This window comes from Hoeflea marina, from assembly GCF_003182275.1.
Taxonomy (GTDB): Bacteria; Pseudomonadota; Alphaproteobacteria; order Rhizobiales; family Rhizobiaceae; genus Hoeflea; species Hoeflea marina.
Genome location: NZ_QGTR01000005.1, coordinates 237,591 through 252,264 on the forward strand (window position 1 = coordinate 237,591; position 14,674 = coordinate 252,264).

General features: G+C 68.1%; 17 protein-coding genes. 8 read left to right on the plus strand and 9 right to left on the minus strand.

Features of this window, described 5'->3' with window-relative positions; genetic code table 11:
- The first annotated feature begins 13 nt into the window (after window positions 1–13).
- Together DFR52_RS19355 and DFR52_RS19360 are read left to right on the plus strand one after the other, a co-directional pair.
- Window positions 14–688, plus strand: a complete 675-nt coding sequence (locus DFR52_RS19355) for an outer membrane lipoprotein carrier protein LolA (protein WP_170132314.1) — start codon at window positions 14–16, stop codon at window positions 686–688.
- Window positions 689–798: 110 nt separating this feature from the next.
- Window positions 799–1,611: an exodeoxyribonuclease III gene (locus DFR52_RS19360; RefSeq protein ID WP_110033785.1), complete on the plus strand. Its 813-nt coding sequence runs from the start codon at window positions 799–801 to the stop codon at window positions 1,609–1,611.
- Between the two features lie 23 nt (window positions 1,612–1,634).
- Here the strand turns inward: DFR52_RS19360 and DFR52_RS19365 are convergent, their stop codons facing one another.
- A complete protein-coding gene (locus DFR52_RS19365; RefSeq protein ID WP_110033667.1) occupies window positions 1,635–2,093 on the minus strand; it encodes a cyclic nucleotide-binding domain-containing protein in 459 nt (152 codons plus the stop codon).
- 35 nt (window positions 2,094–2,128) lie between these two features.
- The gene (locus DFR52_RS19370) at window positions 2,129–2,812 is read right to left on the minus strand and encodes a response regulator transcription factor (RefSeq protein WP_110033668.1); all 684 of its coding nucleotides are present in this window, start codon (window positions 2,810–2,812) and stop codon (window positions 2,129–2,131) included.
- A 211-nt stretch (window positions 2,813–3,023) separates the two neighbouring features.
- Between DFR52_RS19370 and DFR52_RS19375 the strand changes: the two genes are divergently transcribed.
- Window positions 3,024–3,515: a L,D-transpeptidase family protein gene (locus DFR52_RS19375; protein WP_110033786.1), complete on the plus strand. Its 492-nt coding sequence runs from the start codon at window positions 3,024–3,026 to the stop codon at window positions 3,513–3,515.
- Between the two features lie 27 nt (window positions 3,516–3,542).
- Here the strand turns inward: DFR52_RS19375 and DFR52_RS19380 are convergent, their stop codons facing one another.
- The 6 genes from DFR52_RS19380 to tsaD form a co-directional block, all read right to left on the minus strand.
- Window positions 3,543–3,956: a DUF1761 domain-containing protein gene (locus tag DFR52_RS19380; protein ID WP_110033669.1), complete on the minus strand. Its 414-nt coding sequence runs from the start codon at window positions 3,954–3,956 to the stop codon at window positions 3,543–3,545.
- 69 nt (window positions 3,957–4,025) lie between these two features.
- Complete coding sequence (locus DFR52_RS19385) at window positions 4,026–4,673, minus strand: class I SAM-dependent methyltransferase (RefSeq protein ID WP_110033670.1); 648 nt, start codon at window positions 4,671–4,673, stop codon at window positions 4,026–4,028.
- A gap of 13 nt (window positions 4,674–4,686) precedes the next feature.
- Window positions 4,687–5,124, minus strand: a complete 438-nt coding sequence (locus DFR52_RS19390; RefSeq protein WP_110033671.1) for an EVE domain-containing protein — start codon at window positions 5,122–5,124, stop codon at window positions 4,687–4,689.
- Between the two features lies 1 nt (window position 5,125).
- Window positions 5,126–5,419: a YciI-like protein gene (locus DFR52_RS19395; protein ID WP_110033672.1), complete on the minus strand. Its 294-nt coding sequence runs from the start codon at window positions 5,417–5,419 to the stop codon at window positions 5,126–5,128.
- Window positions 5,420–5,468: 49 nt separating this feature from the next.
- Window positions 5,469–6,488: an NAD(P)H-dependent glycerol-3-phosphate dehydrogenase gene (locus DFR52_RS19400; RefSeq protein WP_110033673.1), complete on the minus strand. Its 1,020-nt coding sequence runs from the start codon at window positions 6,486–6,488 to the stop codon at window positions 5,469–5,471.
- A complete protein-coding gene (tsaD, locus tag DFR52_RS19405) occupies window positions 6,485–7,582 on the minus strand; it encodes a tRNA (adenosine(37)-N6)-threonylcarbamoyltransferase complex transferase subunit TsaD (RefSeq protein ID WP_110033674.1) in 1,098 nt (365 codons plus the stop codon). Before tsaD ends, DFR52_RS19400 begins: the two co-directional genes overlap by 4 nt.
- A 70-nt stretch (window positions 7,583–7,652) precedes the next feature.
- Between tsaD and hemC the strand changes: the two genes are divergently transcribed.
- From hemC to DFR52_RS19430, 5 genes are all read left to right on the plus strand, one after another.
- On the plus strand, window positions 7,653–8,582 hold the full coding sequence (gene hemC / locus DFR52_RS19410; protein ID WP_170132315.1) for a hydroxymethylbilane synthase: 930 nt from the start codon (window positions 7,653–7,655) through the stop codon (window positions 8,580–8,582).
- Window positions 8,583–8,585: 3 nt separating this feature from the next.
- Window positions 8,586–9,326: a uroporphyrinogen-III synthase gene (locus DFR52_RS19415; RefSeq protein WP_110033676.1), complete on the plus strand. Its 741-nt coding sequence runs from the start codon at window positions 8,586–8,588 to the stop codon at window positions 9,324–9,326.
- Window positions 9,327–9,389: 63 nt separating this feature from the next.
- Window positions 9,390–10,859 carry a COG4223 family protein gene (locus DFR52_RS19420; RefSeq protein WP_110033677.1) on the plus strand — a complete coding sequence of 490 codons (1,470 nt, stop codon included), beginning with the start codon at window positions 9,390–9,392 and terminating at the stop codon, window positions 10,857–10,859.
- A gap of 9 nt (window positions 10,860–10,868) precedes the next feature.
- Window positions 10,869–12,647 carry a heme biosynthesis protein HemY gene (locus tag DFR52_RS19425; RefSeq protein ID WP_110033678.1) on the plus strand — a complete coding sequence of 593 codons (1,779 nt, stop codon included), beginning with the start codon at window positions 10,869–10,871 and terminating at the stop codon, window positions 12,645–12,647.
- A 131-nt stretch (window positions 12,648–12,778) separates the two neighbouring features.
- Complete coding sequence (locus DFR52_RS19430; protein ID WP_110033787.1) at window positions 12,779–13,267, plus strand: tellurite resistance TerB family protein; 489 nt, start codon at window positions 12,779–12,781, stop codon at window positions 13,265–13,267.
- 108 nt (window positions 13,268–13,375) lie between these two features.
- Here the strand turns inward: DFR52_RS19430 and DFR52_RS19435 are convergent, their stop codons facing one another.
- On the minus strand, window positions 13,376–14,638 hold the full coding sequence (locus DFR52_RS19435; protein WP_110033679.1) for an MFS transporter: 1,263 nt from the start codon (window positions 14,636–14,638) through the stop codon (window positions 13,376–13,378).
- Between the last annotated feature and the right edge of the window lie 36 nt (window positions 14,639–14,674).

A 14,674-nucleotide genomic window follows, 5' to 3' on the forward strand; every position in this document is an offset into this window, starting at 1 on the left:
CAAGGAGAATCCCATGCCCACAGCGATCCAGACGGCAGCAGGCGGTCGATTCGATTCGGGCCGCCGCGCGTGGCTCCGCGCGACTTTCGGCATCGCAATGGCCTTGACTGTCCCGGCGGCCGGGCTGACGGCCGGCCCGGCCCAGGCGCAGGGATCCGCCGCCGCGCAGAAGATCGCCGACCACTTCGCCTCGGTCAAATCGATGACCGGCGAATTCGTCCAGTTCGGCCCCAGCGGCGAGCAGACGGGCGGCAAGTTCTTCCTCGACCGCCCCGGCAAGCTGCGCTTCAACTACGAGGACCCCTCGCCCATCCGCGTCATTGCCGACGGCAAGGGCGTGGTGATCGGCAATCGCAAGCTGCGCACCTGGGATCTCTATCCGCTGTCGGCGACGCCGCTGAAACTGCTGCTGTCGGAGCGGATCGATCTGTCCGAGCAGATGGTGCGCTCAGTCAAGGAAGACCCCGATCTGACCACCATCGTGCTCGGTGACAAGTCGGTCTTCGGCGACTCGACCATCTCCATGATGTTCGACCCCAAGACCTATGACCTCCGGCAGTGGACGATCCGCGACGCCCAGGGCAAGGACACCTCGGTGATGATCTTCAACGTCCAGACCGGCGTCAAGTTTGCCGATGATGTCTTCCGCATCCCCTATGAGGACGTGCGCAAGAAGAAGAACCGCTGAGCCGACTTGGCTGTGGATGAGGCCGGATATGTGCCATTTGGCGCATGTGCGGGCGCCTGCGGTGCGCCATAGTCGCACCCGCATCCGATTCCCCGAGCAAGGCCTTTCCCGTGGCATTTTCGATTACGACCTGGAACATCAATTCCGTCCGCCTGCGCATGCCGCTGGTGGAATCCTTTCTTGCCAGCGCCATGCCCGACGTGCTCTGCCTGCAGGAGACCAAATGTCCGAACGATGCCTTCCCGATGGCGCCGTTCCGCAAGCTCGGCTACGAATATTCCGCCATCCACGGCCAGAAGGGCTACCATGGCGTGGCCATCCTCTCGAAGCTGCCGATTGAGGATGACCAGCGCCGCGATTTCTGCAACATCGGCGACACGCGCCACATCTCGGCCATTGTCGATGCCCCGGGAGGCCGCCGCATCCGCGTCCACAATTTCTACGTTCCCGCCGGCGGCGACGAGCCCGACCGCAGCATCAACCCAAAATTCGGCCACAAGCTGGATTTCATCGAGGAGATGGCCTGCATCCGCGCCGAGACCGAGCGCGAGGCCGGAGTCTCGGCGATCCTGGTGGGCGATCTCAACATCGCTCCGCTGGAGACCGACGTCTGGTCGCACAAGCAGCTGCTCAAGATCGTCAGCCACACGCCGGTCGAGACCGAAGGCCTGATCCGGCTGCAGCAGTCGGGCCAGTGGGTCGACCTGATGCGCCAGCACGTGCCGCCGGAGGAGAAGCTCTTCACCTGGTGGAGCTACCGCTCCAAGGAATGGGACGAATCCGACCGCGGCCGCCGTCTCGACCACATCTGGTCGTCCGCCGACCTGGCGCCGGATCTGCTGTCGGTGGATGTGCTGCGCGCGGCCCGCGGCTGGGAACGGCCGTCCGACCACGTGCCGGTCACTGCGCGTTTCGGGTTCTGAGCGGCCTGCGCCCCGCCGGCCGGTCAGTCCTGGAAGCGGTCCGCCAGCTTGCCGATGTCGCGGCTGAGTTGCTCCAGGCTTCCGGCCAGCCGCCGGCGGATGATCTCGGCGATCTCGGGATATTCCTCGAGCATCCTGCGGAACAGCGGCCGGTTGATCCGCATGATCTCCGAGGATTCCAGCGCAATCGCCGACATCGAGCGGGTGACCGGCGAGATCATGGCGATTTCGCCCAGCAACGTGCCGGGACCGGCCGTTCCGATCACCGCGCCGGTTCCGTCCCGTCCGGCCTGGGTCAATTCGAACTTGCCGTCCGCCACCACGAAAGCGCAATCGGCGGGAGCATCCTGGCGGAACAGCACCTGGCCCGGCTGCAGCCGCCGCCGCTCGGCGCCGAATGCGATCAGCCTGAGCTTGTCCTCGCCGAGCTCGCGGAACAGATCCACTCTGTTGAGCAGTGCGATGTCTTCAATCAGCGCCATGTCGGGCCCTTCGTTTCAAGCGGCTCGATCACCGGTTAGGGGATGATCTTGTAGCCGCCGCTTTCGGTGACCAGAATTTCCGCATTGGCGGGATCGGGCTCGATCTTCTGCCGCAGGCGGTAGACATGGGTCTCGAGCGTGTGCGTGGTCACGCCCGAATTGTAGCCCCAGACCTCTTCCAGCAGCACGTCGCGGGTGACCACCTTCTGGTCGGCGCGGTAGAGATAGCGGATGATCGCCGATTCCTTCTCCGTCAGCCGGATCTTGCCGCCCTTGTCGTCGAGCAGCAGCTTCTGGCTCGGCTTGAAGGTGTAAGGACCAACGGTGAAGGTGGCGTCCTCGCTCTGCTCGTGCTGGCGCAGCTGCGCGCGGATGCGGGCCAGCAACACCGCGAAGCGGAACGGCTTGGTGACATAGTCGTTGGCGCCGGCTTCGAGCCCGAGGATCGTGTCGGAGTCAGTGTCATGGCCGGTGAGCATGATGACCGGCGGCTTGAAGCCGCCCTTGCGCAACAGCTTGATGGCTTCCCGCCCGTCCATGTCCGGCAGGCCCACATCCATGATCAGCAGGTCGATGTGGGTGCCGCGCGCGGTCTGGATGCCTTTGGCTGCGGTGGATTCCTGCAGGATGGCGAACTCTTCGTAGAGCGAGAGCTGCTCGACCAGTGTTTCGCGCAGATCGTTGTCATCGTCGACCAGAAGAATCGTGCGTGCCGTCATGGGAACTCCCTGAGCCATTTAACCGTGCATGTCATATATCATCAATCTGTGCCAGCAACGACAGGATGCCGATCTGTTTAGGCACTTTCAGGGCAGCCGCAAAGTGCTATTTATGCGCAATCCTTCACGCTCGGAGCACATCATCGTGAGTCTGCCGACCCGCCCCAGGCTGCCAGCAGCCGCAGCATCCCCGTCGCTCGTGGTGCGAACCATGCCGGGCCGGCCGACCCGCGCGCTTGTCAGCTTCGGCGGACTTGTGTTTGCCGCCGCCATCGGCCGCGGCGGCAAGACCGCGTTCAAGCGCGAGGGCGATGGCGCAACGCCGCGCGGCGACCTCAAGGTCCTGGGCGGCTATCGCAGCGGCTCGCTACGCGCCCCCGTGATCTCGGCCACCAAACTCGGACGTGCCGGAGCGAGGGATGGCTGGTGCGATGCGCCCGACCACGCCGCCTACAACCGCTACGTCAGGCTGCCCTTCGGCGCCAGCCACGAAACGCTGGCGCGGCCTGACGCGCTCTACGATGTGGTGCTGGTGCTCGACTGGAACGTGCGCTGCCGCCGCCGCGGCGCGGGCAGCGCCATTTTCCTGCACCTGGCCCGGCCGGGCTACGAGCCGACCGAGGGCTGCGTCGCACTCAAGCGCCGCGACCTGATGCGAATCCTGCCGCATATCCGCCGCGGCGGCTGCGTCCGCGTCGTCTGACCCGGAGCCTCCTCCTGTCGGCGGGTGTCAGGCCCCGAACAGGCCGACAACGCCGCCGATGGCCAGCATCACCAGCAGCCAGTGAAGCGAGTCGATGAGAGTCAGGTCCCAGCCGAACCCCTGATAGCGCTGGTTGATGGAGATCGTCGGCACGATGAATCCGAGCCACAGAAAGAAGCCGGAGATCACGCCGTTGACCGCCGTCACCTGGCCGGGGCCAAGATGGCCGATGACGCCGGCGGTCATGGTGGCAAGCACCAGTTCCATGACCAGGCTGTTGATCAGCAGTACCGGCGACGGCATCATCTTCTCGCCTGTCCCGGTGATTTTCGCCGCCTTCATCCAGTGCTTGGCCATGGCGCCATAGTAGACGGCGCCGATGATGAAGGCGCAGATTGCCGCCACCGGGATGGCGAGCCAGTTCAGTCCTGCAAATTGCATGGGTTCCTCCAGTGCCGGTTGCGCGGGATCAGGATCTCTCCGCCGCGGCTGGCCGTCAAGGTGCGGGCATTAGCCGCCGAACTGCCACACGGACGTGCGCTTGACCTCTCTGTCCTCGAGCACCCTTGTCACCGGCACCATGTAGGTACCGAGCAGCGTCATCTCCGCGCTGGGGCAATAGGCGCGACCGGGATCACCGACGATCACGGCGGCGCCGCGTTCCACCAGCCGTGAGAACCAGGGCGCCAGTCGTTCGGCCATGGCGCGGTCGTAGAAGACGTCGCCCGCCAGCACCACGTCCCAGCCCGCATCAGTTCCCACGACATCGGCCAGCAGCACCTCGACGGCGGCATCGTTCTCCCGCGCGTTGAGGCCGGCTGCGACCACTGCCCAGCCGTCGATGTCTGCCGCCTCGACGCGCGCCGCGCCCGCTCTGGCGGCGGCGATCGCCACCAGGCCGGAACCGGTGGCGAAGTCGAGCACCCTGAGGCCCGCGACCAGTGCCGGATTGTCCAGAATGTGCCTTGCCAACCCCTGGCCGCCGGCCCAGGCGAAGGCCCAGAAGGGTGGCGGCAGGCCGAGCGAATCGAGCTCCTCCTCGGTCTTGTGCCAGAGCTCATGAGCCTCGTCGGCCAGATGCAACCGGATTTCGGGCACGTGCGGCGGAGCGCCGAGCGCCGTGTTGGCGCGGATGAAATCGAGCGGGGGTGTCTTCATCCGCGCCGGGCGCTCAATCGTCGGCACGTGGCGGATCGGTGAGCCCGCCCATGCGGCAGACTTCCAGATACTCGTCGAGCGTCACCGGCTGCACCGAAAGCCGCATCGAGGTCACCAGCGCCATGTTCGACAGCGCCGGATTGGCCTTCACGTCCTTCAGCGTCACCGGCCGCGGCATGTCGCACACCGCGCGGATGTCGACGCATTCCCAGCGCGGGTCGTCGGTGGTCGGGTCGGGATGGATCAGATTGCAGACTTCGACGATGCCGACCACCTCCAGCCCCTCATTGGAGTGGTAGAAGAAGCCCTTGTCGCCCAGTTTCATCGCCCGCATGTTGTTGCGCGCCAGATAATTGCGGATGCCGTCCCAATGCTCGCCCTCGGCGCCCTTGGCCTTCTGCATGTCCCAGGACCATTTGAACGGCTCGGACTTGAACAGCCAGTAAGCCACGTCAGGACGCCGGGGCGTTGAAGGTCCAGTTGAAACCGCGGACTTCCACGGTCTCGAACAGGCCGGCCTTGGCGTAGGGGTCGCCTTCCGACAGTGCCCGGGCGCCGGCCTTGTCGTCGGCCTCGACGATCAGCAGGCTGCCGCAGGGCTTGCCGTCATCGTCGAGCAGCGGTCCGGCCATCTTCAGCTTGCCGGCCTCGTTGAGACCCGTGAGGTATTCCACGTGCGGCGGTCGGGTCTGCATCCTGAGCTCCAGCGAGCCGGGCTTGTCCTTGCAAAGCAGTGCGAAAAGCATGGGAAATCTCCATCATTGGGGGACGTTGATCCGATCTATGCCCTGTCGATCAGGCAGATTCAATGCGCAACGGCCGTGAAAGCAGCTGATCCACCGCCGATTTGACGTCGATGCGGCCGCCGACGATGCTGGCAACGGCTTCCGTCACCGGCATGGTCACGCCGCGGGCCTTGGCCGCGCGGTCGGAAATTTGCGCGGCCGCCGCGCCTTCGACCAGCGGCCGCCCCGGGGCAAGCAGCGACTCCGGGCTCTCGCCGCGGCCCAGCGCCAGGCCGAAGCGGTAGTTGCGCGACTGCTCGCTGGTGGCCGTCAGCACCAGGTCCCCGAGGCCCGCGAGCCCCGAGGCGGTTTCGGGCAAACCGCCCGATGCGACGACGAAGCGGGTCAGCTCGGCCAGTCCGCGGGCGATCAGCGCAGCGCGGGCGCTTTCGCCCAGGCCCGCCCCGATGACGATTCCGGCGGCGATGGCCAGCACATTCTTGAGCGCGCCGGATATCTGCACCCCGACCGGGTCCTGGCTGGCATAGAGCCGGAAGGCCCGGCGCGACAACTGCGCCGCCATGGCCTCCGCCTCCGCCATGCTGCCCGACGCCAGTGTCATCGCCGTCGGCAGGCCGCGGGCGATGTCGGCGGCAAAGCCGGGGCCGCTGAGCACATGCAGCGAGTGCCTCGGCGCCTCTGCCGCGAGCTTGACGGTGATCGGCTCGCCCGTTTCCCGGTCGAGTCCCTTGGCGCACATCACCAGCGCGGCGGCCGGTCCGAGATGCGGCAGGATCAGGGCTGCGGTCTCTGCCTGGGCAGATGAGGGCACCACCGTGAGAATGATGGTGCAGTCGCCGAGCCGGCCGGCATCGGCCGTCGGCATCACCCGGTCCGGCAGGAGGACGCCCGGAAGCCTGGGGTTTTCCCGGCTCGCCGCCATGGCCGCCATCCGCTCCGCACTTCGCCCCAGGAGCAATATCTCGCTTTCAGGAGCGGCCAGCACCGTGGCCAGCGCGGTGCCGAATGCCCCGGCGCCGACCACGGCGATCTTCGCCGCCGTGCCGGCATCGGCGGATGTCGCGCTCATGCCTTGGCGCCCCGGCGGCCGAAGCCGATCACCGCCTTGGCGTCGGCGTCGAGCGGCCAGCGCGCCCGCGGCGCCACATCCAGCGCGTCGGCGGGAAATCCGGCCGCCATCCGCTCGGCGCCGGCCCAGGCGATCATCGCCGCATTGTCGGTGCACAGCGCCAGCGGCGGCGCGATGAACCGGAAGCCGTGGGTCCCGGCGAGCTCGAGCAGCGTGGCGCGGATCGCCTGATTGGCGGCCACGCCGCCGGCCACCACCAGCGCCGGATGCGCACCGGTGCCGAAGCGGTAGGCAAAGGCCCTGAGCGCGATCTGCACCCGGTCGGCCAGGCTTTTCGTCACGGCGAGCTGGAAGCCCGCGCACAGGTCGGCGATCGTCGCCTCCGACAGCGGCGCCTCCCTTTCGGCGGCCTGCCGCAAGGCGGTCTTCAGCCCGGAGAAGGAAAAATCCGGCGTCGGCGTGCCCCTGAGCGGGATCGGCAGCCGGAAGCGCTGCGGGTCGCCCGCCTTCGCGGCTGCCTCCACCGCCGGCCCGCCCGGATAGGGCAGGCCGAGCAGCTTGGCGGTCTTGTCGAACGCCTCGCCCAGCGCGTCGTCGATCGTGGTGCCCCAGCGCTCGTAGTCGCCGACGCCCTTGACCAGGATCAGCTGGGTGTGGCCGCCGGACACCAGCAGCAGCAGATAGGGGAAGGCGACGGCGTCGGTCAGCCGCGCCGTCAGCGCATGACCCTCGAGATGGTTGATCGCCAGCATCGGCTTGGACGTCGCCATTGCCAGCGCCTTGGCCGTCATCAGGCCGACCATCAACCCGCCGATCAGCCCCGGCCCCGAGGTCACGGCGATGCCGTCGATGTCGGCCAGCCTGACCTGGCTGCGGGCCAGCGCCTCGGCGATCAGCTGGTCGATGACGGTCAAGTGCGAGCGGGCGGCGATTTCCGGAACCACGCCGCCGAAGGCGGCATGCAGGTCGAGCTGGCTGAACACCACATCGGCGAGAATCCGGCCGCGGCCGTCGGAATCGCGCGCCACGACGGCCGCGGCGGTCTCGTCGCAACTGGTCTCTATGCCCAGGATGAGCAGCGTGTCAGCGGACATGATGTGCCTTGTTGTTGCGCTTGCGGGCCCGGCCCGTTACGTGTCTGTCGGTAACAATGGATGGGATCACTTGCAAATGAAACCTTACCGGATCGGTACTCGGGGCAGTCCGCTGGCGCTCGCCCAGGCCCATGAAACCCGAGACCGGCTGATCGAGGCGCATGGGCTGGCCGAGGACGCCTTCGAGATCGTCGTGCTGTCGACCAAAGGCGACCGGGTCACCGACCGGTCGCTGTCGGAGATCGGCGGCAAGGGGCTGTTCACGCTGGAGATCGAGGAGCAGCTGTCGGACGGAAGGCTGGATTTCGCGGTCCATTCCTCCAAGGACATGGCCACCTCCCTGCCGGATGGCCTCGGCATCATCGCCTATCTCGAGCGTGAGGATCCGCGCGACGCGCTCATCGGCAGATCCGCCCCGCGCCTGCTCGACCTGCCGGCAAACGCCATCGTCGGCACCTCTTCGCTTCGACGCCAGGCGCTGGTCCGGCGGCTGCGGCCCGACATCACCGTTATCGGCTTCCGCGGCCAGGTCGAGACGCGGCTGCGCAAGCTCGCCGACGGCCAGGCCGACGCGACATTGCTGGCCCACGCCGGCCTGCTGCGCCTCGGCAACACCGCCGTCATCACCGAACTGCTCGACCCGGAGTCCTTCCCACCCGCCCCCGGGCAGGGCGCCATCTGCATCGAGGCGCGGCTTGGCGATTCGCGCATTGCCGACCTGCTGGCGCCGATCAACCACGCGCCGACCTTCGCCGCGCTGACCTGCGAACGCGCCTTCCTTGCCACGCTCGACGGCTCCTGCCGCACCCCGATCGCCGGACTTGCCCGCATCGACGGCGACCGGATGATGTTTCACGGCACGGTTCTCACGCCCGACGGCAGCGTGTCCCACGAGGTGCGGCGCCAGGGGCACGCAGCCTCGGCGGCGGAACTCGGAACGTCGGCGGGGACGGAAATCCGGGATGCGGCCGGGACGGCCTTCTTTGATTCCTGGATCTGAGCCGTGCGCGTTCTGGTCACGCGACCCGAACCCGGATGCAGCCGCACCGCCGCCCTGCTGCGCGCCATGGGACACGATCCCGTCGAACTGCCGCTGTTCCGCACGGTCTTTCACCGCCAGGCGCCCGGACGGATCACCTCGCCGTCGGCCTTCATCGTCACCAGCGCCAATGCTCTCCGCGCGCTCGAGAGTGCGCCGCTGCCCGATCCGGCCCAGCTCCGGGTTCCGGTCTTCGCCGTGGGCGCCGCCACCGCCGCCGCCGCGCGCAGCCGGGGATTCACCGATGTCGTCACCGGCCCCGGCACCGCGGCTGGTCTGGCCGACCTGCTGCTGGAAACGATAGCGTCGGGCACGCTCGCGCCGTCCCCCGACCGGCCGCTGATCTACCTCGCCGGCCTTCCACGGAGCCCCGATCTCGAGCAGCGGCTGAGCGCCGCCCCGGTCCCGGTGACACCGATCGTCCTCTACGAAATGCAGGAAATCAGTTATTCAACTGACTTTCTAAATGAGGCGATCTTGTCGCCGCCGCCTGACGTCCTGCTGCTCTATTCGGCCAACGCCGCCCGACGGGCCTTGGCCATCCTCTGCCCGCAAACGCCGACTGACCAGCGCTTTGACTTCCGTGTCCTCTGCCTCTCGGCGGAAATCCAAGCAGCGCTGCCGGACCCATGGCGCGCGCGCGCGCTCGTGGCCGCGGCGCCCGACGAGCCAAGCCTGCTTGCATCCCTTGCTGCATTGCGGTGAGTTGGCCGCTGGAATTGTCGCCGCAGCGCCTCCCGCCGGATGCGACCAGTCTGAGGAAAAGCCATGAGCAAAGGCCCCACCCCGCGCCACTCGAAGTCCCCCGATCCCGTGACCATCGATCTTGACGCCACCGACGTCACCCCGCGTGGCGAGACACCGGCCGCGCCGGAGACGCCGAGGCCGTCCTCCGGCAACGCTGCCGCCAATGCGCCGGCGTCGGCTCCGGGCATGCAGAAGCCCGACGCCCAGACGGCGGCGGGGAACGACCGGCCCGCAGATCCGCAGGCCGGAGCGGCCACGTCGTCCGGCACCTCCGTCCCCGGCAGCGGCAGCGGCGGCGGAGCGGCCGGCAAGCCCTCCCCGGCAGCCGGTGCGTCTTCCGGACCGAAGCCATCCGGCACCACACCGACGTCGCCCCGCAAGGACTCGCCCGGCGCGGGCTTCGGGCGCAACGATCCGAGCCCTGCACGACCGGCATCGGCCATGTCCGGCGGGCTGGCCGCCGGACTGGTTGGCGGGCTGATCGCCGCCGGCGCCATCTATGGACTGCAATGGGGCGGCGTGCTTCCGCTCCCCGCCGGATCGCAGGCGGGGTCTGTGACGACAGCGGACCTCGACGCAAGGCTTTCGAGCCTGTCGGCCAGGGTCGACGGGCTTCCCACTGGCAGCGACAGCGCCGCGGCCGTGGCAACCCTGTCACAGCGGGTCGAGGCGATCGAACAGGCCTCGGACGAATCCGCGGACGCTGACGCACCCGCCCTGACAGCCCGTATGGATGAGCTGGCCCGGCGGATCGAGACGATCACCGAGGCCGGCACGGGCACTGAAGCCGGTTCGGCCCTCGCCGCCGGCTTTGATGAGGTGAAGGACCAGGGCGCGGCCAATGCGTCCGCTCTTCAGGCGATCGATTCGCGGCTCTCCGGGATCGAATCCTCGCTTGCCGCGCTTGAGAGCGAGCAGGCCGCCATCAGCGGTCGCGTGGCCCAGGCGGAGGCGGACCTGGCGAGGCCCGACGCCAATCTTGACGTCGCCCGCGCGATCGCCTCGGTCGGGCTGAAGGCGGCGATCGACCGCGGCGGTCCGTTCACGGCCGAACTGGATGCCTTTGCCAGCGTCGCGGCCGACGACGCCTCCGTTGCCGGCCTGCGCGACTTTGCCGCCAACGGGGTGCCGACGCGCAGCCAGCTGCTTGCGGCCTTTCCTGCCGCCGCCGACAGCATGATTGCCGCCATGCGGCCCGATGAGCCCGATGCCGGCGTGTTCGACCGGCTGCTCTCCAGCGCCATGACCATGGTCAAGGTGCGCAGGGTCGGCGATGTCGAGGGCGACAGCGTCGAGGCGATCGTGGCCCGCATGGAGACACGGCTGACCGATGGCGATCTCAAGGGCGCGCTGGCACAATGGCAGCAGCTGCCCGATCCGGCCAAGGCAGCAGCGAGCGCCTTTGGCGACAAGCTGGCCGCCCGAGCCAGGGTCGATGAGCTTCTCGCCACCGCCGTGCTGCCCTCCGTTCCCGCCGTCCCGGCCAAGTAGGAGAAGACCATGATCCGGCTTCTGTTTTTTGTTGCGCTCATCTTGGCCATGGGCTTCGGCTTCGCCTGGCTTGCCGACCGTCCCGGCGATCTGACCATCGCCTGGCAGGGGCAGCGCATCGAGATGTCGCTGATGGTTGCCGTCACCGCTGTGGTGTCGCTGATCGTCGTCATCATGGTCGGCTGGTGGCTGATCCGCGCCATCATCGTCTCGCCGCGCACGGTGTCGCGCTATTTCCGCGCCAGCAAGCGCGACCGGGGCTATCAGGCGCTGTCGACCGGACTGATCGCTGCCGGCGCCGGCGACGCGGCCCTCGCACGCAAGATGAACAAGCGCACGAAGAGCCTGCTGAGCGCCGATCAGGAGCCGCTGATCCATCTGCTGGACGTCCAGGCCGCCCTCATCGAGGGCCGCCACGAGGAGGCCCGCGCCCTGTTCGAGGCGATGGCCGAGGACCCGGAGACCCGCGAACTCGGCCTGCGCGGCCTGTATCTCGAAGCCAGGCGGCTGGGCGCCGAGGAAGCCGCCAACCATTATGCCGAGACCGCCGCCGAAAAGGCGCCGCATCTGCCCTGGGCCGGGCAGGCGACGCTGGCCAACCGCACCCGGGAGCGCAAGTGGGACGAGGCGTTGAGCCTTCTCGACCGCCAGAAGCAGGCCGGCATGCTGAATCGGGCCGAGACTGACCGCAAGCGCGCCGTGCTGCTGACCGCGCGCGCGATGGATCACCTTGACGCTGATCCGGCCGGCGCCCGTGACGATGGTCTCGCGGCCGTCAGACTCGCCCCCGGCCTGGTTCCCGCGGCCATGATCGCCGCCCGGGCGCTGTTCCGGGAGGACAATCTGCGCAAGGGATCGAAAATCCTGGAAACGCTGTGGAAGACCACACCGCACCCCGACGTGGCGGAGCTGTATGTCCGGGCGCGACTGGGTGATTCCGTCTCCGACCGGCTCAAGCGCGCCCAGCGGCTCGAATCGCTTAGGCCGCACAATCCCGAATCGCTGTTCGCCGTCGCTCGCGCAGCGCTTGACGCCAAACGCTATGATCTCGCCCGCGCGAAGGCCGAGGCTGCGGCGCGGCTGCAGCCTCGCGAGGGTGTCTTTCTGCTGCTCGCCGACATCGAGGAAGCCGAGACCGGCGACCAGGGCCGCATCCGCCACTGGCTCTCGCAGGCGCTGCGCGCCCCGCGCGATCCGGCATGGACGGCCGACGGCTACGTCTCCGACACCTGGGAGCCGGTGTCCCCCGTTTCGGGCACTCTGGACGCCTTCGAATGGAAGGTGCCGCTCGAGCAGCTGTCCGGCCCGCTGCTCGACCACGAGACCGCGACCGCCTCGGTCGACCGGGCCATTTCCACCCTGCCGCCGCTGTTGGCGCGGGCGACGGAGGCCGAGGCGGACGGCGTCCGCGCGCCCCGCCCCGCTGCTGTCTCCGCCGCCGTTGCGCAGGCTGACACTGCTGCGGCGACGAACGAGAGCCCCGCCGGCGCGGTGATCGAGGTCGCGGCCACCCCGATCGAGCATGCCGACGATGCTGACGCCACCTCGCGGCAGGCCGAGCCGCAGCCCGCCGCCACGGCGCCCGCGGAAGCCGGCGGATCCCCCGGGCCCGAGGCCCCGCAGACAGCGCCCTCATCCTCCACCGCGAGGCCCGTGCCGGCCGACATGCCCGCCGAGGAAAGCGAGATTGCGGCCCGGGAGGCGGCGTTCCTCAATCACCGCCCGGACGATCCGGGTGTCGACGAGGAGACCACTGCCGAAACAAAACAGCGTTTCCGGTTGTTCTGAGCGGCGGTCGGCCTATCTCCCCGGTAGACGCCGCGCTGACCCGCGCTCAGCGACCGGATCGGTCTGCCGATCGGCCCGCGTGCACGCCTTGGCGCATGACCCTTGGCAAACAGGACGGAAGAGACGATATGATGTTTGAGACGGTTCGGGACTTTATCAAGGGACTTCGCGGCGAAGACGAGGCGCGCAGGCCCGCCGCCGATGATCCCGACGTCGCCGCCGTGGCGCTGTTCTTCCACGTTGTCGGCGCCGACGGCGTCATCGATGCGGCGGAATCGGCGCGGCTGAGGTCGCTGATTGCCAGCGATTACGGAAAATCCGGCTCCGGCATCACCGAACTGCTCGACGCCGGTCGCGAGGCGGATCGCGAATCGGTCGATCTCTACGCCTTCACCAGCGTGCTCAAGCGCCATCTGGACGAAGCCGCCCGGATTCACTTTGTCGAGCTTCTGTGGGAGCTTGCCTATGCCGATGGCGCCCGGCACGAATTGGAGGAGCATGTGGTCTGGCGCATAGCCGACCTCCTCGGCGTCGATGGCCGCGAACGGGTTCTTGCCCGCCAGCGGGTCGCGGCCCGCGTCGGCACCAGCCTCGATGGAGACGACGCGGCCGACACCTAGACCGTTTCCGGACGAGGTGAGTTTCACGTCGTCGTCGGACAATGCGACGGATCAGAACCTTGGGGCGCATGCCATGGTTGGCGCCACGCATGGCCGCAATGCCGCCGCTCAGGAGTCCGGCTCGTCCGCCTTGCCCGTGCGCTCCTTGTCGAGCGATTGGATCCGCCGCAGCACCGGGAATCCGAAACTCCAGGCCAACGCGACGATCAGCGTGCCGGCGCCGCCGATGGTCACCGCGGCCACGGGACCGATCAGCGCCGCCATCGAGCCGGCGCGAAACTCGCCCAGCTCATTGGACGCACCGATGAACACCGAATTGACGGCGCTGACCCGGCCGCGCAGCTCGTCCGGCGTCCACAGCTGCACCAGGCTCTGGCGCACATAGACAGAGATCATGTCGGCGGCGCCCATGACGATCAGCGCCGCCATCGACAGCGGCAGGCTTTTGGACAGGCCGAAGACGACGGTGCCGGCGCCGAAGACGCCCACGGCGATGAACATCTTCATGCCGGCATTGTGGCGGATCGGCCGCGACGCCAGCAGGATTGCCATGGCTATAGCGCCGATGCCCGGGCTGGCGCGCAGCCAGCCGAGCCCCGACGGACCGAGCTCGAGCACGTCGCGGGCGAACACCGGCATCAGGGCGATCGCCCCGCCGAGCAGCACGGCGAACATGTCGAGCGAGACGGCGCCGAGCACCACCTTCTGCCGCCAGATATAGTCGAAGCCGGCCATCAGCGTGGTCCAGGACTGCGCCTGCGACCGGTTGCGGCGCGGCTGCTTCAGCACCAGCGAGATGGCCAGGATCGCCAGCGCGAACAGGCTCAGGCTGGTCACATAGGGGGCGATCGGCGCGATTCCGTAGAGCAGGCCGCCGGCCACCGGGCCGACGATGGTCGCCGTCTGCCAGGCGGTGGAATTCCAAGCGATGGCGTTGGGCAGATCCTGGGCGGGCACCAGATTCGGGGCCAGCGCCGACGAGGCGGGGGCGAAGAACGCTCTCGAAATTCCGATGACCAGGAGAACGGCGAAGATCGGCAGCGGTGATGTCGTTCCATGCCAGGTCAGCGCGATCAACGCGACCGAGCCGAGCGCGATGACGGCCTCGCAGAGGAGCATGATGGTGCGCCGACCGTAGCGGTCGGCTGCGGCTCCGGTGAACAGGATCAGCACCAGCGCCGGCATGAACTGGATCAGCCCGACCAGGCCCAGGTCGAACGGATTGCGCGTCATGTCGTAGATCTGCCATCCGACCGCCACGGACACGATCTGCATGCCGAATCCCGACAGGAACCGCGCCAGGAAGTAGAAGAGAAAGGGACGATGGCGAAAGGCGGCATATTTGTCGGCCGCGGAAAGGGGCAGGAGCATTGGCAAATCCGGTGGTCAGGGCGCGAACCTATACCC

Bases quoted from the DNA above. Each gene is read 5' to 3' on its own strand.
- DFR52_RS19355 (WP_170132314.1), top strand. From the start codon at position 14: ATGCCCACAGCGATCCAGACGGCAGCAGGCGGTCGATTCGATTCGGGC.
- DFR52_RS19420 (WP_110033677.1), top strand. From the start codon at position 9,390: ATGAGCAAAGGCCCCACCCCGCGCCACTCGAAGTCCCCCGATCCCGTG.
- DFR52_RS19435 (WP_110033679.1), bottom strand. From the start codon at position 14,638: ATGCTCCTGCCCCTTTCCGCGGCCGACAAATATGCCGCCTTTCGCCAT.
- DFR52_RS19380 (WP_110033669.1), bottom strand. From the start codon at position 3,956: ATGCAATTTGCAGGACTGAACTGGCTCGCCATCCCGGTGGCGGCAATC.
- tsaD (WP_110033674.1), bottom strand. From the start codon at position 7,582: ATGTCCGCTGACACGCTGCTCATCCTGGGCATAGAGACCAGTTGCGAC.
- DFR52_RS19395 (WP_110033672.1), bottom strand. From the start codon at position 5,419: ATGCTTTTCGCACTGCTTTGCAAGGACAAGCCCGGCTCGCTGGAGCTC.
- DFR52_RS19365 (WP_110033667.1), bottom strand. From the start codon at position 2,093: ATGGCGCTGATTGAAGACATCGCACTGCTCAACAGAGTGGATCTGTTC.
- DFR52_RS19375 (WP_110033786.1), top strand. From the start codon at position 3,024: ATGCCGGGCCGGCCGACCCGCGCGCTTGTCAGCTTCGGCGGACTTGTG.
- DFR52_RS19425 (WP_110033678.1), top strand. From the start codon at position 10,869: ATGATCCGGCTTCTGTTTTTTGTTGCGCTCATCTTGGCCATGGGCTTC.
- DFR52_RS19370 (WP_110033668.1), bottom strand. From the start codon at position 2,812: ATGACGGCACGCACGATTCTTCTGGTCGACGATGACAACGATCTGCGC.
- DFR52_RS19400 (WP_110033673.1), bottom strand. From the start codon at position 6,488: ATGAGCGCGACATCCGCCGATGCCGGCACGGCGGCGAAGATCGCCGTG.
- DFR52_RS19430 (WP_110033787.1), top strand. From the start codon at position 12,779: ATGTTTGAGACGGTTCGGGACTTTATCAAGGGACTTCGCGGCGAAGAC.
- DFR52_RS19385 (WP_110033670.1), bottom strand. From the start codon at position 4,673: ATGAAGACACCCCCGCTCGATTTCATCCGCGCCAACACGGCGCTCGGC.